The 17,267-nt window shown below is 68.7% G+C and carries 17 protein-coding genes and 1 pseudogene; 7 read left to right on the top strand and 11 right to left on the bottom strand.

All coding sequences use genetic code 11. The features are described 5' to 3' along the window. Window positions 1–46 precede the first annotated feature (46 nt). Window positions 47–478 carry a PPOX class F420-dependent oxidoreductase gene (locus AJAP_RS22835; RefSeq protein WP_038515101.1) on the bottom strand — a complete coding sequence of 144 codons (432 nt, stop codon included), beginning with the start codon at window positions 476–478 and terminating at the stop codon, window positions 47–49. Window positions 479–663: 185 nt separating this feature from the next. Here AJAP_RS22835 and AJAP_RS22830 point away from each other — a divergent pair, with 185 nt between their 5' ends. After that, window positions 664–1,443, top strand: a complete 780-nt coding sequence (locus tag AJAP_RS22830) for an endonuclease I family protein (RefSeq protein WP_038515099.1) — start codon at window positions 664–666, stop codon at window positions 1,441–1,443. Here AJAP_RS22830 and AJAP_RS22825 read toward each other — a convergent pair. Together AJAP_RS22825 and AJAP_RS22820 are read right to left on the bottom strand one after the other, a co-directional pair. Next, complete coding sequence (locus tag AJAP_RS22825; RefSeq protein ID WP_038515097.1) at window positions 1,440–1,931, bottom strand: GNAT family N-acetyltransferase; 492 nt, start codon at window positions 1,929–1,931, stop codon at window positions 1,440–1,442. The two genes, AJAP_RS22830 and AJAP_RS22825, sit on opposite strands and share 4 nt — an antisense overlap. 34 nt (window positions 1,932–1,965) lie before the next feature. Next, complete coding sequence (locus tag AJAP_RS22820; RefSeq protein WP_038515095.1) at window positions 1,966–2,769, bottom strand: dienelactone hydrolase family protein; 804 nt, start codon at window positions 2,767–2,769, stop codon at window positions 1,966–1,968. Window positions 2,770–2,841: 72 nt separating this feature from the next. On the opposite strand from AJAP_RS22820, the gene AJAP_RS22815 reads away from it, so the two are divergent. Next, window positions 2,842–3,813 (top strand): GlxA family transcriptional regulator, encoded by a 972-nt coding sequence (locus AJAP_RS22815; protein ID WP_038515094.1) that lies wholly within the window; start codon window positions 2,842–2,844, stop codon window positions 3,811–3,813. A 61-nt stretch (window positions 3,814–3,874) separates the two neighbouring features. Here the strand turns inward: AJAP_RS22815 and AJAP_RS22810 are convergent, their stop codons facing one another. The 3 genes from AJAP_RS22810 to AJAP_RS22800 all read right to left on the bottom strand — a co-directional run bounded on the left by AJAP_RS22810 (window position 3,875) and on the right by AJAP_RS22800 (window position 8,123). After that, entirely contained in the window at window positions 3,875–5,815 is a 1,941-nt protein-coding gene (locus AJAP_RS22810; RefSeq protein ID WP_038515092.1) for an NPCBM/NEW2 domain-containing protein, read from the bottom strand. A 77-nt stretch (window positions 5,816–5,892) separates the two neighbouring features. Continuing rightward, the gene (locus AJAP_RS22805; protein WP_038515091.1) at window positions 5,893–7,533 is read right to left on the bottom strand and encodes a DHA2 family efflux MFS transporter permease subunit; all 1,641 of its coding nucleotides are present in this window, start codon (window positions 7,531–7,533) and stop codon (window positions 5,893–5,895) included. Further along, window positions 7,530–8,123 carry a PadR family transcriptional regulator gene (locus AJAP_RS22800; RefSeq protein WP_038515089.1) on the bottom strand — a complete coding sequence of 198 codons (594 nt, stop codon included), beginning with the start codon at window positions 8,121–8,123 and terminating at the stop codon, window positions 7,530–7,532. The genes AJAP_RS22805 and AJAP_RS22800 overlap by 4 nt, the downstream gene beginning before the upstream one ends. A gap of 577 nt (window positions 8,124–8,700) precedes the next feature. On the opposite strand from AJAP_RS22800, the gene AJAP_RS22790 reads away from it, so the two are divergent. Beyond that, window positions 8,701–9,771, top strand: coding sequence for a hypothetical protein (locus AJAP_RS22790; protein WP_051972563.1), 1,071 nt, complete (start codon window positions 8,701–8,703; stop codon window positions 9,769–9,771). On the opposite strand, the gene AJAP_RS22785 is transcribed toward AJAP_RS22790, so the two are convergent. The 4 genes and pseudogenes from AJAP_RS22785 to AJAP_RS44835 all read right to left on the bottom strand — a co-directional run. Then, the gene (locus AJAP_RS22785; protein ID WP_038515086.1) at window positions 9,755–10,516 is read right to left on the bottom strand and encodes a hypothetical protein; all 762 of its coding nucleotides are present in this window, start codon (window positions 10,514–10,516) and stop codon (window positions 9,755–9,757) included. The genes AJAP_RS22790 and AJAP_RS22785 overlap by 17 nt on opposite strands. 53 nt (window positions 10,517–10,569) lie before the next feature. Continuing rightward, the gene (locus AJAP_RS22780; protein WP_038515084.1) at window positions 10,570–10,866 is read right to left on the bottom strand and encodes a DUF1330 domain-containing protein; all 297 of its coding nucleotides are present in this window, start codon (window positions 10,864–10,866) and stop codon (window positions 10,570–10,572) included. Between the two features lie 34 nt (window positions 10,867–10,900). Further along, window positions 10,901–11,218 carry a hypothetical protein gene (locus AJAP_RS44840; RefSeq protein WP_228694563.1) on the bottom strand — a complete coding sequence of 106 codons (318 nt, stop codon included), beginning with the start codon at window positions 11,216–11,218 and terminating at the stop codon, window positions 10,901–10,903. Between the two features lie 369 nt (window positions 11,219–11,587). After that, window positions 11,588–11,809, bottom strand: a pseudogene (locus AJAP_RS44835) (hypothetical protein); the annotation flags it as partial. A gap of 270 nt (window positions 11,810–12,079) precedes the next feature. Here AJAP_RS44835 and AJAP_RS22770 point away from each other — a divergent pair. Beyond that, entirely contained in the window at window positions 12,080–13,000 is a 921-nt protein-coding gene (locus AJAP_RS22770) for a phosphotransferase enzyme family protein (protein ID WP_038515082.1), read from the top strand. A gap of 69 nt (window positions 13,001–13,069) precedes the next feature. On the opposite strand, the gene AJAP_RS22765 is transcribed toward AJAP_RS22770, so the two are convergent. Next, complete coding sequence (locus AJAP_RS22765) at window positions 13,070–13,627, bottom strand: hypothetical protein (RefSeq protein ID WP_038515081.1); 558 nt, start codon at window positions 13,625–13,627, stop codon at window positions 13,070–13,072. Between the two features lie 136 nt (window positions 13,628–13,763). Here AJAP_RS22765 and AJAP_RS22760 point away from each other — a divergent pair, with 136 nt between their 5' ends. From AJAP_RS22760 to AJAP_RS22750, 3 genes are all read left to right on the top strand, one after another. Next, window positions 13,764–14,423, top strand: a complete 660-nt coding sequence (locus AJAP_RS22760) for a DUF4255 domain-containing protein (protein WP_038515077.1) — start codon at window positions 13,764–13,766, stop codon at window positions 14,421–14,423. After that, complete coding sequence (locus tag AJAP_RS22755; RefSeq protein WP_038515075.1) at window positions 14,420–16,408, top strand: ATP-binding protein; 1,989 nt, start codon at window positions 14,420–14,422, stop codon at window positions 16,406–16,408. The genes AJAP_RS22760 and AJAP_RS22755 overlap by 4 nt, the downstream gene beginning before the upstream one ends. 112 nt (window positions 16,409–16,520) lie before the next feature. After that, complete coding sequence (locus AJAP_RS22750; protein ID WP_038515073.1) at window positions 16,521–17,261, top strand: eCIS core domain-containing protein; 741 nt, start codon at window positions 16,521–16,523, stop codon at window positions 17,259–17,261. Window positions 17,262–17,267 lie beyond the last annotated feature (6 nt).

Raw genomic sequence — 17,267 nt, 5'->3', positions numbered from 1 at the left:
GTCATTCGGTTGCATCACCGTCGCATGCGTCCACAAAGGACTCGCCTCAGCCGAGACGTCCCCGTCGGAAAGGCTCGACCCCGACGACATGGCGGACGCGGGTCGGCTCGACGAGAACCTTCACCCGCCGTTCGCCGGGAATTCGCCATTCGAACCGGTCGGTGCCGACGTATTTCTTCGCCAGCCGGTCCATGCAGCGATCCGCCTCGTCGCCTTCGACGAACTCGACGGCCCGGCCGTGGATCACCACCCGGTCGTAGGGATCGACCGTGTCCAGGCACGACAACGAGACGCGAGGATCGCGGCGCAGGTTCTCCTCCTTCACCCTGCCGATGGCGGTGTTGAACACGATGAAGCCGCCTTCGACGTCGATCCACATGGGGGAGACCTGAGGCGAACCGTCCTGGTTCACCGTGGCCAGATGCCAGAAGTTCGGTGCCACGACCCAGTCGCGGATCTGCTCGTTCAACTCGGCCACACGGCCCTCCGGTGAGTCACGATCAGAACGTCGATTGTCGCGTGGCCGGCGGCGGATGTCACCAGCCGAAAGTGGGTGTTGACAGACATGACAGTATTTTTCCAACTAGCTGACTAGTGCGTTGCCAGGGTCGTGGTCGAGCGGACGACGATCCGGGCAGGCGCCTCTGGGGAGAGGAACTGTGCATGCAGCCGACCCGCCGTATCTCCTTCGTTCTCGCGCTCGGCGCCGCGGCGGGGCTCGCGTTCGTGCCACCGTCTCTCGCGGGGCCGGTGTCCGGTGACGACTACTACCAGGACGCGCTGGGCAAGACCGGCCCGGAACTCAAGGCCGCGTTGCACAAGATCATCAGCACCAACACCAAACTGACCTACGACCAGGTGTGGGACGGGATCAGGGCCACCGACGAGGATCCGGCCAACAAGGCGAACGTCGTCCTGCTCTACAGCGGCCGCTCGCAGGCGAAGACCGCCAACGGCGGGGGAGTCGACGACTGGAACCGGGAACACGTCTGGGCCAAGTCGCACGGCGACTTCGGCACGGCCGTCGGGCCGGGGACCGACCTGCATCACCTGCGCGCGGAGGACGCGTCGGTCAACAGCACCCGCGGGAACAAGGACTTCGACGCCGGAGGCTCTCCGGTCGAGGAGGCGCCCGGCAGCCTGACCGACGACGACTCGTTCGAGCCGCGGGACGCGGTCAAGGGCGACGTGGCGCGCATGATCCTGTACATGGCCGTCCGCTACGACGGCACCGACGGTTTCCCCGATCTCGAACCCAACGACGCCGTCGACAACGGCTCCAAGCCCAACATCGGCCGGCTCTCGGTACTGCTGACCTGGAACACCCAGGACCCGCCCGACGCCACCGAGCAGCGCCGCAACCAGGTCATCTACGACCAGTTCCAGCACAACCGCAACCCGTTCATCGACCACCCGGAATGGGCGGCCTCCATCTACGGCTAGCCGGCGAGCTTCCGGAAGAAGCACACCCGGTCCTGGCCGGGGCCGTCGTAGTCGCCGTGCACGGGAAGACCGTCGATCACCCGGCCGCCGTCTTCGAGCGTGAATCCCATGGCGCGATGGAAGGCGATGGATCCGGTGTTCGCCGGGGAGGTGATCGCGCGGACCTCCGTGCGGCCCTCCTCGGCGGCGTGCCGGAAGAAGGTCGTGTACAGGCGGCGCGCCGTCCCCTGTCCGCGGAGTTCAGGATCCACTCCGACGAAGTGGATGTACGCCTCGACGTCGTTGTCAGGGGCGTGAAAGCCGACGAGAAACGCCCTGATGCCGGTTTCGTCTTCCAGGACCAGGCTCGTCCTGGAGAAGAACTGGAGGAACAGCTTGGGCAGCAGCAGCGAGAGTTCGCGTGCTTCGGCGGGGGTGCGCGAGTCGCCCCACCACCGCTGGACACGGTCGACGATCGCGCTGTGGTCGGCGACGTCGGCTCGGCGCATGTCGTTCTCCTCTCGATGCCATGGCCGTTCGTTTCTACAGGCGCTTGGTGAGGAACGCGAGGATCTCGTCCCTGGCCCGCACCGTGGGGTGGCCTTCGGCGTCGACGAAGTGGGCGGTCACGACGCTGTGCGGGCTGCCGACCACGTCACGGAAGAACGGCGGCGGGTCGGTGTTCGCGGCGGTGTCCGGCAGGACGCGCCCGTCGAAGGCGTCACCGAGAAGAGCCTGGTACGCGGCGAACCGCTGTCCGGTGCACCAGCGGTCGCCCTCGAAGCGATAGGCGAGCACCTTCAGGCCGTCGCGCGAGACCCGGTCCCGGAGCGCGGCCGCGTCCTCGTCGCCGAGTTCGAGGCCACCCGGGTCGTCCAGCGGCAGTGACGGGTGGTTGACCACGGGGGCGATCACGGCGGGTTCGAGTGCCATGGTGAGCGCGAAGTTGCCGGTGAAGCACAGGCCGATCGCGCCGACGCCGGGGCCGCCGCATTCCGCGTGGGCGATCCGCGCGAGCCCGCGCAGCCACCGGGTGACGGGGCTGGTGCCGCCTCCGGCGAACGCCCGGAATTCGGCGCTGACGCAGGCGCGGCGGACCACTTCTTCGCCTGCCTCGGCGGCGGGATAGGCACCGTCGACCCCGAAGAGTGACGGGACGTACACGGTGAACCCCGCGTCTCGCACCCACCGCGCGAACCGGAGGACGTCGGGACTGATGCCGGGCATTTCCGGCATCAGCACCACGCCGGGGCCGGAACCCGCGACGTGAACCGTCTTCGTCACGCCGTCCACCTCCACCGGGCGGTGGGAGAAGTCGGCGATCGCATCGTCGGAGTGTTCGCGCATGGCAGCAGCCTCGACCAGGGCCGCGATCAAGGGAATGGGCCGGATCGCCGGATATCGGGGTAATCTCGCCACGTGTTGCGAGTCGGTGTCCTGGCGTACCCGGGCTGCTTCGCGTCCGAAGTCTTCGGTGTTCCCGATCTGCTCACCATGGCCACGTACGTCGCCGGCCCGGACCATGCCGGGTACGAGGTTTCCGTCGTCTCGCCCCGCCGCCGTGTCGTCGCGTCGGGCGGTGTCACGTTGACCGTCTCGCCGCTGCGCGAAGTCGACGTCCTCGTCGTGCCGGGATTCGAGCACATGCTCGGCCAGGACATCGGCGCGAAGCTGGCGCGTCTTGCTGGAGAGGTCGAGGCGATCCGCGCCCACGCCGCCGCGGGCAACGTCGTCGTCTCGATCTGCGTCGGCGCGTTCCTGCTCGCCGAGGCCGGGCTCCTCGACCATCGCCGCGTCACCACCTCGTGGCTCTTCGCGGACGAGCTGGCCCGGCGTCGTCCTGAAGCCCTGGTCCAGCCAGAGCATCTCGTCGTCACCGACAGGGGAGTCACGACGACGGCGGCCTTCAGTGCCATGTACGACTTCGCGCTCGGACTGATCCGGGAACACAACGGTGCCGAAGTGGCACGGAAGACGGCGCGGGTGGCGCTGGTCGACGACGCGCGGTCTTCGCAGACGCCGTACGTCGACGCGCGGCTGCTTCCCAGGCCGGGCAACGGGTTCGCCCGCCCGGTCATGCGATGGCTCGACCAGAACCTGGCCGCCCGCTACGACCTCGCCGCGTTGGCCGGACGGTTCAACGTCAGCACCCGGACGATGCTGCGGAGGTTCGCGGCGGAAGCCGGGCAGAGCCCGCTCGAATACCTGCATTCCGCACGGGTCCGGCGCGCCCGCCACCTCCTGGAGACCACGGACCGCACGGTCGCCGGGATCTGTGCCGCCGTCGGCTACCGGGACCCGGGGACGTTCGCCGCTCTTTTCGCGAAGCACACGGGACGGCGGCCCAGGGACTATCGCGCCGCCTTCCGACGGTCGTTGCCCGGTCCGTGAAGGCCTCCTTGAGGGACCCAGAGTCCCTCAAGGAGGCCTTCACGGACCTGCCACCAGAGGCTCAGCAGCTGATGTACGGCATCACCCAGTCACCCCAGTCATCGGCCGAGCCGTCGCCGGCGTCGTCCACGGCGAGCGCGAGCACCTGCACGCCCGTCAGCGGCACGACCAGACGCTGCGCGGCGTCCCCATGCTGCATGTCTCCTGTGGCCTCCAGTTCGACGCCGTCACCGAGCACCCGGAACCCGAGCGTCCCGTTCGGCCCGCGGTCGTCGACACCGACGGTCGCGGTGAACTGCTTGCATTTGCCGCCGAGGTAGTACCGCACGACCGACGGCGCGTGGGCCCCCAGCCCGCCGCGCGTTTCGACCTTTCCGTTGATCGTGAACGGATGGCCGTTGTCGATACTGTCCCGCTCCACCGGGCCGAGGCCGTTCTCCGTGGAGATCCACGGCTGGGTGCTCAGCAATCCGTTGCTGTACGGCGGATTCGGCGCGAGCATGAGCGGCGACTCGGCCGACGCGGTCGCGGTCCGCGGGCCCTGCGCGGTCGTGTAGGCCACCGTGGCCGGCATCTTGAACGGCTCGGTCGCGGTCGAAACCGGACGCAGCGTCACCGCGGTCTCCCAAGTGGAACCCGGTTCGACGGTCTCCGTGGTCGCTTCGGCGGGGCCGTCGAACTGCCACTGTGCGGGCGCGGTCAAGCTCAGGTGGGCTCCGGTGATCGGCGTCGTGCCGGAGTTGGTGAACTTGACCGTGGTGGTCACCGGCTGGGACGGCGGTACGGAGTCGGGCAGGTCGACGGTCAGCGACGTCCGCGGTGCGGCGGTCACGTTCGTCGGCCATACCCGCAGCACGGTGGCGGCGTGCCGTCCGACGGTGCCGCCGAGCGCGCCGGTCGTCACGGTCTCGTCGCCCGTCCACAGGTCGCGCACGCGATATCCGGCCGCGGCGGGGAGTCCGGCGTCGGCAACGGAGGTGGTGATCGGCGCGGCGAGTTCGCCGCGGTTGAACAGCGCCAGGACGGCCGAGCCGTCGGACATCGGTTTCGTCCACACCTCGGTCCAGCCCGTGTCGCGGACCTTGTGCCCGGCGACCCCCGCCCAGTCCTGCTGGACGGCGATGATGTCGCGGTTGCTCATCTCCGCGGCGGGGAGCGTGGTGTCAGCCGTCAGCGCCATGTCGGCGACCAGCGGCGCGTTGAGCACCGCCCACAGCCCGAGTTTGGCTTGGCGCTCCGCGGTGTCGAGGTAGCTGAAGGTGAACGGGCCCGGCATGTTCCAGCCGCCCGGGCCCTTGTAGCCGTCGAGTCCGTACTGCTTGTCGAGACTGTTCGCCGAGTAGCCGAAGTTGGTGGTCGAGTTCTTGTAGGTGCGCCAGACCTGTGCGCCCGCCGCCCGTGCCCACAGCCACGGCTTCTGCTCGCGGTCGTAGTCGTCGATTTCGAGGGTGATCGGACGGCCGGTGCGCTTGATCGCGTCCGCCATCTTCTTGACCCGCGCGGGCGCGTCACCGTTGACGCTGTAACAGGTGTCGTAGCGCAGGTAATCCGCGCCCCAGTCGGCGAAGGTCCGGGCGTCGAGGTCTTCGTGGTCGAGTGAGCCCGCCGCCTGACGGCTGCAGGTCGTCGCCCCCGTTCCGCTGTAGAAACCGATCTTGAGCCCGCGCGAGTGCACGTACTCCACCAGCGCCGGGATGCCCGACGGGAAACTGGCGCGGGCGGTGAGCTTGCCGTCGGCGTCGCGCTGAGCCGCCTGCCAGCAGTCGCCGAGCATGACGTACTCGTATCCGGCGTCACGCAGCCCCGAGCTGACCAGCTGGTCCGCCGCGGCTTTCACGGCGTTCTCGCTGTATTGGTAGACGCAGTAGGGATCCCCAGTCGCCCAGGTGATTCCCAGCGGGGGTCTTTCGCCGGGAACCGGATCGGACGGTGTATCGGCCGCCGCGGGGACGGCCGTCGCGAGCAGGAAAAGGGCGCAGAGAAGTACGAAGAGTCGTCGCATGGTTCCCCTCCGGAAAAGCAGACAAGACTTCCAGCATCGTCTCGCCGCTTGCCCCTGGTCAAGAGGGGTTTTTTGCCCTAGCGCGCCGGGGCGGGCAGCTGTTCCGCCGTGCTGTCCGGTGCGGCCGGAGCGGGTGGCTGTCTGCGTTTGGCCAGCAGTGCGCAGATCGCGCCGAGGAGCACGGCGGTGATCGGCAGGACCATCGCGCCGTGCATCGCCGCGACGTAACCGCCGGAGAACACCTCGTTCGCCGCCGCCGTGATCTGCCGGGCGACCGCCGGGGTGGTCCCGCTCGGGACCGGCACCGCGGTGCCCGCCTGCAGTTCGGCGAAGTCCAGGCCGCTGCCGGTGGCACGCCGTACTCCGTCGACGAATTCCCCGCGTACCTCGGGCGGCAGCGTCGCGGCCACCGACTCGGCGCGCGTCAGCAGGTTGCCGACGAGCTGATTCTGCAGCAGCACACCGAAACCGGCGGTGCCGAGCACAGCGCCGATCTGCCTCGTCGCGTTCAGCACGCCGGCCGCCGAGCCCGCCATCATCGGCTGCACGTCGTACATGGCCACCGTGGTCAGTGGTGCGAACGTCGCGCCGAGCCCCAGCCCCATCACGATCATCGCGGGCAGCAGTGTCCACACCGTACTGTCCACAGTGGACGTCAAAGAGAAGGTCAGCAGGCCGAGACCGAACAGCAGCAGGCCGGTGACCACGATCGGCTTGCCGCCCACCTTGTCGCTGAGCCTGCCCGCGTACGGGCCGAGGACCACGGAGATCGCCGACATCGGCAGGCTGATCATGCCCGCGGCCAGTGCCGAGAAGCCCAGCACCGACTGCGCGTAGAGCTGGAAGCCGATCGCCATGCTCATGATGCCGACCGACAGCCCGATGGCGCCGGCGTTCATCAGGCTGAAATTACGGTTGGTCAGCAGCGCGAACGGCACCATGGGCGCGCGTGTGCCGGGTCTGCGCTGGGTGAAACCGAACGCGACGAGTAAGGCCACGCCCGACACCAGCAGCAGCGGGATGCTCACGAACGACCAGATCGTCCCCCAGTGGTAGCGCTGGCCTTCCTGCAGGCCGAAAGCCAAGCAGGACAGGCCGAGGATGACCAGTACCGTGCCGGGGACGTCGAAACGGCCGGTCCTCGGCGGTTTCGCCCCGGCCGGGATGATCATCGGCGCGAACACCAGGATCAGGATGCCCAACGGTACGTTGAGGGTGAAGATCCAGCGCCAGTCGAGGACGCCGACGAGGAAGCCGCCCAGCGGCGGCCCCGTGATGGTGGCGACGCCGGCCACCGCGCCCCAGACGCCGAGCGCGGTTCCGCGCCGCTGCGGCGGGAAGATGCTCATGATGATCGACATCGTCTGGGGGATCAGCAAAGCGGCGCCGAGGCCTTGCAGTGTGCGGGCCGCGATGAGCTGGCCGGGATCCTGCGCCAGCGCGCACAGCAGGGACGCCAGCGTGAACACCGCGACCCCGGTGAGGTAGACGCCGCGTTTGCCGAACAGGTCGCCGAGCCTGCCGCCGGTGATCAGGAAGACCGCCAGCACCAGGACGTAGGAGTTGCTGACCCAGAGCACCTCGTTGTAGGAAGTGCCCAGCCGCTCGACGATGTTCGGGATCGCGACGCCGACGACCGTCGTGTCGAGCAAGGTCATGAAGAACCCGAGACAGAGGGCCACCAGCACGGCCCAGGGATTCCCCCGCAGTTTGCTCATCCGTCCGCTTTCTCTTCGGTCGCTGATTCGCCGGGCTGCCAGTCCAGGCGTCCTTCGTGGATGTCCTGGACGATCGCGCGTGTCAGGTCCAGGTCGGCGCGCAGATGCGCCTGCAGATGCCGGATCTCGACGATGTCGATCGCCGCCACGCCGCGTTTGACGAGCGCGTCGCTCCCGGCCGTCGCCGACGCGAGCGACGCCTCCAGGAGCACGGCCCGGCGCTCGAGCTGGGCGACCGCGTCCTCCTTGGGGAGCAACGACATGAAGGCGAGCGCGGCACTGTACGTCGGGTACTCCGGCTGGAGCGTGGAAAGCAGTTCCCGCAGTCGTTCGAGGGCGACTTCGCGCCCTTCGTCGGTGATCGCGTAGACCGTCCGCTCCGGGCGCTTGCCCTCGCGGGTGGTCTCGACCGTTTCGATCAGCTCGGCCTTCGCGAGCACGTCGAACGTGTGATAGAGCGCGCCGTGGGTGACCTTGATCAGGTGATCGAGTCCCTCTTCTCGCAGGCGCTGCCGGACTTCGTAGGGGTGTTGGGGTTGCCGGCTGAGCAGTCGCAGCACGGCCAGCCCGAGGATGGTCAGGGTTCGCAAGGGCGCTTCTCCGATCTGGTCCGATCAGTATAGTCTAAACAGACTATTTTGTTCGGACGGGTCTGCGGCTCAGCTCGGAAGGCTGCGGTCAGCTGGATCGTCTGGGCTCGAGCCTGGCTCGAAAGCGGTGACCAGAGGGCCTGGTTCGGTCATAATCAGGTGCCGAGGTGATGCTCATGAGACCAGGAAGCCGGACACCGTCGTCAGGTCGCGCGTTCCGTCGCCTGCTCTCGTTGGTGATCCTCGCGCTCCCCGGTGGGCATCACGGCGGAATCCTGCCCGGCGTGGAGGTCGACCGCCGGCACAGGTGGGCGATCGTCTGTGACAAGTGCGTGAAGGTGGTGAAAACGCAGCTGGCGCAGCAGTCAAAGAACTGCGACGCGTGCGGCTCCGGATGTCGGACTCTTCGGCTTTTCCTTTGCGGCTGCGGGAGGGTGCTGATCTACGACTCGGACGAGGAGGCCAAACGCGGCGTCAAGTGCGAGAACGGCTCCCATGATCCGAGGCCACGTTTCGTGGGGACGCCGAGAACCCGCGCCGGGAGGTCGTTCGACTTCACGTCCGAGGGAGCGAGCTGATGTGGATCGCCTCGTTGCTCACCTCGGGTGCCGCCTCGTTCGGCCGGATTCTGATCGTCGGTCTGCTGCCCAACGCGGTGACCGTCGTCTTCGTCTGGCTCTTGCTCCGAGCGCAGAGCTTCGCCGGGAGCAGTGATTGGCGCCCCCTGATACCGGCGGATCTGCGGACGGACATCGTCCAGGTCCTGCTCGCGCTGCTGGTGATCACTTTGCTCACGGTGCTGGTGCAGCCGTTCCAAGTGCGGATGATCCGGCTGCTCGAAGGATATTGGGAAGGGTGGTGGCTGACCGCGCAGCTGGCGCCGGTTCTGGTCGAGTACCAGACACGCAAGACTGAGGCTCTAGCGGCGCGGATCAATCGTCTCGAAGACGAACTCGATCGCCTGGAAAGTCGTCCCCGAGCCGAAACCCTCCAAGAGCAGAGAAGGCGGCAACGGATTGCTTCGCGAGTGGTGTCGGCGCAGCGGCGAGCCATGGCGAAACTCGAGCGATACCCGCGGAAGAAGGAGTCCGGGCAGGCGCAAATCCCCCTCTTGCCGACCGCGCTCGGCAACGCGCTCCGGGCCGGGGAAACGTCGGCCGGCGAGCGCTACGGTCTGAACACCCTGAGTTCCTGGCCGCGGCTGTATCCCTTGTTGTCCGACAAACTCTCCTCGGTGCAGGCCTCGGCTCGCGATTCGCTCGACGCCGCCGCCAATTTCTGCATCAACTTCTTCTTGGTCTTCGTGATCGCTGTCGTCGCACTCGCGGACGAACCGAAGGCGTATTGGATTCCGGCACTGGCGCTCGTCTTGTGCTGCATGTCCTACGTGGGCGCCGTAGCGGCGGCTGTCACGTTCACGACTTACATTCGGGTCGCTTACGACCTGCACCGCTTCGACCTCCTCAAAGCGATGCATCACAAACTTCCGGATACGGCCTCCGCCGAGTACGACCAGTTCGCTCAGCTGTCCGAGTTCTTCCGCGGGGACTCGGTCGATGGCATCATCGACGGTCTTGCCATGTACACGTTCGGAAGCCGCGGTTACGAGCACCCCCGCGAATCACCGGGGCCTACGCCGTCTCCGTGACCGCCGGAGGTGCGCGGACGACATCGACCAGGCCGCAGAACCCCAGGACGCTGAGCCGGACCTCGAGCGGTCCGGTGCCGATCGGACCTCGGACCGGGGTGAGAACGGTGCCGCCGGAACGCAGGTCCAATTGCCAGGTCGCCGGAATCGTCAGGTGGACATGCCCGAAGATCGCGGTGACGCGCAGTTCCTCGGGTGGCGTTGCCATCGGTGATAGGTCGGCCTTGAGTTCCCCCAGAATCGCCCTGGGGCGCACCCCGTCTGGCGGCGGCACGGACGCGATCACCCGGCCGCTCACCAAAAACCGGGTCCAGGAAGCGGTCAGCCCCGAACCCGCGGACAGCAACAGGGTCATCCCCGTCAGGACGATGACGGCGGGAATGATGACATCGACGAGCGGTCTCGCCGCGACACCTTCTCGAAAGGCCAAGGCCGTCATGGCCGCGAAGGCGAGAATTCCCGGTGCGAGCAGCGATCCGGTCCGGAGCAGCGACCTCAGCAGGTTCACCGCGGCCAGGCCCGCCAAGGCCCATGGCCACCAGGAGCCGATCAGGTCCCAGGCGAGCCGGAGCCGTCCCGGACCGTCGCCGATCAGGTAGGCGCCGACGACCGCCAGCGGGAGACCGATCCAAATCCTGGTCTTCAGGTCGTGGCCGGACCGATCGGACAGGACGCCTGGTGCGGGCCGGTTCTTCGGCTGGGAGATGCCGGGCGGTGGGGATGGCTCGCCTGCGTCGCCGCTCACGCCCAGCAGAATAGACCGTCCGGTCACGAAATCGAGCAGCGACGCTCTTGTCCTCAGTCGAGACCTTCGACGATGCGGAAGTCGCGCTCGAACCCTTCGGGGAGTGCGGCCAGCGCCTCCCGGTAGGCCGCGCTCTCGTAGGCGGCGACCGCTTGTTCGAAACTGTCGAACTCGATCAGGACGACGCGCTCGGCGATCCCGGCTTCGTGGGCGACGACCCGGCTGCCGCCGCGGGCGAACGTCCGCCCGCCCGCGGCCTTGACGGCCCGGCCGGCCAGCTTGTTGTAGGCGTCGAGCGCCTCGGGGTCCGCGATGGTGGGGTAGACGCTGACCCAGTAGCCCTTGGGCATGGAACCTCCAATGTCGAGATGAGTGCATCCTGGCTTACCGGGTGGTCCTGGACGAGCGTTGGAGGGTGTGGTTTTCGTCGCGCGGTCCGTCCATTGTGGATTCCGCGGCGCCGGACGGGACCAGGCGGAACAGGGTCATCGCGCTGATCATGCTGACGCCACAGACCGCGGCCAGATACCAGATGATACCGGTGGTCGAGCCGGTGGCGTTGAGCACCGCGGTGGCGATCATCGGGCCGACCAGGCCCATACCCGCCAGCGCGAGCATCGCGAGCCCGGTGTTGCCGGTGTTCTGCAACAGGAAGAAGGCGAGGCACCACAGCAGGAGCGCGGCCGATCCGGCGACGAACATGGTGCGCCTGCCGCGGCGGTCGGCGATCCGCGTCCAGAGCGGGATGGTGGCGAACCACAGCGCCGCCGATCCGGTAACCGAGAGGATCAGGAACTGCCGGTCGTAGTGGAGGCGCTGGGGCCCGTAAGAGACCCATGAACACGTAGGCGACCACCGAGTTCGCCACGCCGACCAGCAGGGTCAGCGCGAGCCTGCCGAAGCCGCCCTTGAATGCCGCGCCGAGCGGGAACCGGACCACCTTGTCGTCCTGCGCCGCCTTGGTGAACGACGGTGATTCGGTGATCCGCAGCCGGATCAGCAGACCGATCGCGAGCAGCACGAAGCTCAGGAGGAACGGGATCCGCCAGCCCCAGGCGGCGAACGGGCTCGCGGGCGGGCGATGAAGCCGACGGCGAGGGTGCTGAAAGCGGCGAGGGTGCCGACCGCGGGGCTGAGCAGGGGGACGAACTGCTTGTTGAAGACCAGCGCGGACGCGGTGCCGTAGAGGAAGAAGTCGTACCACTCCAGGGTGGTTCCGGCGAGGGTGGCAGCGGCGATCGAGTCGGGCGACAGCCGAGCGCGGCTGCTGGCGATCAGGCAGAAGCCTGACATCGTGAGGCATAGGCCACAAATGCCGAATCGACGGTCTGCTATGTCCATATGGGCATAGCTGGCGGAGCTGATATCGGTGAGCGGGGAGGATTTCGGACGCTCAACGGCCGGAATCCTCCCCGCTCGATCGGCTTGTCGATTCCGGACCAAGATCAACGGAGGATTGGGGACACTCAACGTCCCCAATCCTCCGTTGATCTTGGTCCGGGGCGAGGCCCTCCCGCGCAAACCCGGGCGCGGGAGGGCGGCGAACCTGGCACAGTCCCCCTCGTGGAGTTGAACGATCTACCGGACTGGCTGCCGGTCTGGTGTGCGGAGCATTTGGGCGCCGGGCCCGTCGGCGTCCGGTTCGAACTGCGGTCGATGTCGACGGTGTTCGGCCTGCGGCTGGCGGACGGACAAGACGTCGTGGTGAAGGCTCGCGAGGACGACGGGAGGGCCGCGTCCTGTGTCGCCGCGCAGACCTGGTTGGCGGACAAGGGGTTTCCGTGTCCGCGGCCGCTCACACCTCCGGTCGGCGGCGGCGCGCTGGCCGTGCACGCCGAGGAGTTCCGCCCCGGCGGCGAGCTGCTGCCTGGCGACTCGCCGGACGTGGCCGCGCGCTACGCGGAGGTGTTCGCCCGGCTGATGGCCGGGCTGGCCGGCTTGGCCGTCCCGCCGCCGTTGCCGAATCCGCGCTGGTCGCGCTGGGATCACCGGGATCCCGGGGTGTGGCCGTCGATCCGGTCTCTCGACGAACTGGATCAGAGCGCGGTGCCCGCGTATGTCGTCGACACGGCGCGCCGGGCGCGCGAGCGGCTGCTGGCCGCGGACCTGCCGTGCGTGCTGGGCCACGCCGACTTCGAGGCGCAGAATCTCTGCTGGCACGGCACGGAGGTGTGGTCGGTGCACGACTGGGACAGTCTGGCCTGGCAGCCGGAGGCGGCGCTGGTGGGCGGCGCGAGTGGCGTGTTCCCCAAGACCGGGCCCGCGAGGCTGCCGCCGATCGAGAGTTCCGCCGCGTTCCTGGCGGCCTACCAAGACCATCGTGGCCGCCGGTTCACCAACGAGGAGCAGGAGGTCGCGTGGGCGGCCAGTCTGTGGACGGCGGCGCACGACGTCCGCTGGGAAGCCCTGCACGGCACGGCTCCGAAGGCCGACGACGCTCTCCGCGCACAGGCGGCCGAGCGTCTTAGGCGCGCGAACGCCTGACCCTTCGAAACGCATTTGTTCCGCATGGCCCGGCGGGCCACAGTGGACGGCCTTCACAGACTTGCGACGCTAGGCGACCAGGTCCGGCCGGACTCTCGCGATCTCCTGGGTCAGCTGCCGGACGATGGTGCTGTTCGGCAGTCTCAGCTCCACTTCGGGACCGGGAGTGGACGGGCGCGTGAACAGTTTCGCGTGGCGGCTTTCGAAGTACGGGTCCTTGGTGGTGAACACCAGGGCCGAGAGGATGACCTTCGCGTTCGGGTCGCCCTGGGGCCGCGGGCGCGGTTCCTGGCCGCGCACCGCGCGCACCTCGTCCCATCCGATCAGGTCGGATTTGCGGCCGGCTCGCCACCACAGACCACGTTCGTCGGCCGCGAAGCGAATCTTATGGGGGACCGAGCCGATCGCCGTCAGCAGACCGCCCACCGCGAGCGCGCCGAAGATGAAGGCCGCGGGTTCCTCGGGCATCTTGATTCTGCGCGACGACGAGGGGCTCCCGACGTCCGGGAAGATGGCGGCCAACCCGAAGAAGACCAACAAGGCCAGTCCGCCGATGAACAACCAGCGACTGGACCGGTACTCGATTACGGGTGTCCCTGGAGTGGGTGACCATGTCTGTTCGGGCACGACCGGCAGCGTAACCGACGGTGGCTCGGTTGCCCGTACGGGCAGCACGGCGTACCCGAAGGTCTGCCGTTGCGAGGCTGGCCGGTTGGCGCCGCGGCGATCATCGTGGGAAGACCGCCGTCCGAGGAGGTCCGCAGTGATCCATGAGGTCGACGAGGCGCTGCGGCGGCTGGTACGCGGCGAGACCCGGCGCGGCAGCGAGATCGAGGTCGCGTTCGACGCGCCCAACAAGGAATGGGCGGCGCGGCGCAACGCCCCCACGGTGAACGTCTACCTCTACGACGTACGCGAGGACCTTCGACGCCGTTCACGAGGCCTGCTCAACGAGTACGACCAGCTCGGCAAGGTTTCAGCGCGGCACCTGCCGCCCCGGCACATCAAGCTGTCCTATCTGGTCACCGCGTGGACGCAGCGGCCGGAGGACGAGCACCGCGTGCTGTCCGACCTGTTGCTCGGCCTGCTCGCCCACGACGCCGTCCCCGAGTCGGCGCTCACCGGGTCGCTGGCCGAGATGGGCCTGCCGGTGCCGATGACGGTCGCGTTGCCGCCGCCCGAGGATCGCGCCTTCGCCGACGTCTGGACCGCTTTGGGTGGCGAACTGAAACCGTCGCTGGACGTCGTCATCTCCGCGCCGGTCCACAGTGGACGGGTGGTCCCGGCCGAACAGCCGCCGAAGGAAGGCCTGAAGCTCGACGCCCACGACGGTGAGCTGGTCGGGCACCACGTGGCGGAGAGCGGGGCGGTCGAAGGGCAGCGCCGGGTCGCGATGGCACGCACCCACCGGAAGTCCCGATGAGCCTGGAGTACCTGTTCGAGCGGCTGGCGCGGCTCGAACAGCGGATCCGCGACGCGGTCGAGAGCCGCCGGGCCGCCGACCCGAACCCCGACGACCCCTTCCGCGGGCTGTACCTGTCGAACGAGACGATCGACGCCCTGCTGGAGGGCCACCGGGAGCCGTTCCCGCCGTTCACGGACTCCGTGCCGGGCGGCCGCCTGTATCCCCTGGCGGAGCGCGCGGGACTCACCAGCGTCGACGTCGAACTGCTGCTCGTCGCGCTCGCGCCCGACCTCGACAGCCGGTTCGAGCAGTTCTACGGCTACCTCAACGACGACGTGACCCGGCGGCGGGCGACTGCGGGCTTGGCCTTGCGCCTGTGCGGCGTCCCCGAAGCGTCGGCCGCCGGCCGTGCGCGGCTCGACGCCGATGCCCCGCTGGTCACCTGTGGCCTGCTCACCATGGAGGACGAGGAACGTCCCTTCCTGTCACGCACGCTCCGGGTGCCCGACCGGGTGGTGAACCACCTGCTCGGCGACGATCGGCTCGCCCCGGAACTCGCCGGGTGCGCCCACCTCGGCACGAGGGGCACCGACGTGGCCGGTGCCGATCGGCTCATCCGGGCGATCAGAGGCCAGGTCGGGTTGGTCTATCTCAGGGAGCATCCCGGCGGCGGCGCCGAAGAACTCGGTGTCGCGGCGCTGACCGGGGCGGGCCATCCCGCGCTGGTGGTCGACGCGGCACGATGGCAGGCGGAATCCCGGCACGGCGAGCTCACCGGGTCGCTCGTGCGGGAGGCGTTGCTGCGTGGTGCGGGGCTGGTGCTGGGCCCGGTCGACGACTCGCCGCGGCTGGAGAAGCTCGCTCATCCGGCGGTCCCGTTCGTCGTGCACGGCACCGGGGCCTGGGATCCCCGGTGGAGCGCGATCCCGCCGTTGCAGCTCGACGCCTTCCCCTTGTCCGCGGCGAGCCGGGTGGATCTTTGGCGCAGCCATCTCGACGGCGGGCTCGCTCCGGACGTCGATCCGGGGGAGGCGACCGCGCATTTCGTGCTGGGGCCGGGGCAGATCGCCCGCGCGGCGAAGGCGGCGTCGGTGACGGCGCTGGCCGACGGCGGGCCGGTGCGGACATCCCATCTGCGTGCGGGCGCGCGGAGCCAGAACGCGGCCGGCCTGCAGCGGCTCGCCCGGCGGATCGAACCCGTGGTCGGCTGGAGCGACCTCGTGCTGCCCGCGGGCGTGCTGTCCCTTTTGGACGAACTGGCCGCGCGGGCACGCTACCGGGACCAGGTGCTCGACGAGTGGCGGATGCGGCCGGGCGGTGGCCGCGGCCGGGGTGTGACGGGGCTCTTCGCCGGGGATTCGGGGACGGGAAAGACCATGTCCGCCGAGGTCATCGCCGCCTCGCTGGGGCTGGATCTCTACACCGTGAACCTGGCGACGGTGGTCGACAAGTACGTCGGTGAGACGGAGAAGAACCTGGAACGGATCTTCACCGAGGCCGCCGGAGTCAACGGTGTGCTGCTGTTCGACGAGGCGGACGCGATCTTCGGCAAACGGTCCGAGGTGCGCGACGCACACGACCGGTACGCGAACATCGAGAGCGCGTATCTGCTGCAGCGGATGGAAACCTTCGACGGTATCGCCGTACTGGCCACCAACCTGCGAGCGAACCTCGACGAGGCGTTCACCCGGCGGCTGGACGTGATCGTGGACTTCCCGTTGCCGGACGTCGAGTTGCGGCGTCAGCTGTGGGACCGCTGCCTCGGCGCACGGATGCCCCGCGCCGACGATCTGGACCTCGGGTTCCTCGCCGAGGCCTTCGAGCTGGCGGGCGGACACATCCGCTCGGCCGCGGTCACAGGTGCCTATCTGGCCGCCGAAGCCGGCCGCCCGGTGGCGATGACGGATCTGGTCGGCGCGGTCGCGCGGGAGTATCGCAAGCTGGGCAGACTCTGCCTTGACCGCGAGTTCGGACCGTACCTGGCGATGGTGACCGACGGCTGACCTGCCCGTTCGGGCAGCCGATGCCGCCCTTCCGGCCGCGCACCGCAACCTGGCGCGCGGCGCGGCGACGGCGCAAGCTGGACGGGCGGCGTAGCGACCGAGGGAGCGGACCATGCGCGGGCACAGTCACGACAACGACCTTGAACCGAGCCTGCGGCCGAAGGGCGACCGGGTAGAGCGGGACGAGGGCGGTCTTCTGGGCCGCGCCGCCGCGGCCGGGCGCACCGACGTCCTCGGCCCCGCAGGCCTGCTCGATCTGCAGCGTGCCGTGGGAAACGCGGGCGTAAGCACCCTGGTCGAAGAGGAACGTTCGCCGGTGCACGACGTCGTCGGCTCAGGCGGCGGCGCGCCTTTGGACGCCGCGACGCGTACGGACATGGAGGGCCGCTTCGGGCACGACTTCGGCGACGTGCGGGTGCACACCGACGGCGCCGCCCACGATTCGGCGAAATCCGTCAACGCGCAGGCCTACACGGTGGGTTCGAACATCGTGTTCCAGCGGGACAAGTACGACCCCGGCTCGGATTCGGGCAAGCACATGCTCGCGCACGAGCTGACCCATGTCGTCCAGCAACGCAGCGGGCCGGTGGACGGGACCGACGCCGGTGGCGGGGTGAAGGTTTCGGATCCCTCGGATCGGTTCGAGCGTGAAGCCGTCGCGAACGCGGACCGCCTGATGTCGGCTCCTGCGCCTGCCTCCGCCGTTCAGCGTTGTGAGGACGGTGGGCATTCCGCCGAGGATTCCGCCGCTGTTCAGCGCGAGGAAGCTCCTGAAGCCGAGGAAGGCGAAGAGGAGAAGATGGCGCAGACGTATGTGCAGCGCGAGGAAGAAACCGAAGAAGAGGCCTCGTAGGTTCGT

Source organism: Amycolatopsis japonica (assembly GCF_000732925.1).
In the GTDB taxonomy this organism is placed as follows: domain Bacteria; phylum Actinomycetota; class Actinomycetes; order Mycobacteriales; family Pseudonocardiaceae; genus Amycolatopsis; species Amycolatopsis japonica.
The sequence above is the reverse complement of the archived record's forward strand: the minus strand, read 5'-3'. Positions and strand labels throughout refer to the sequence as shown.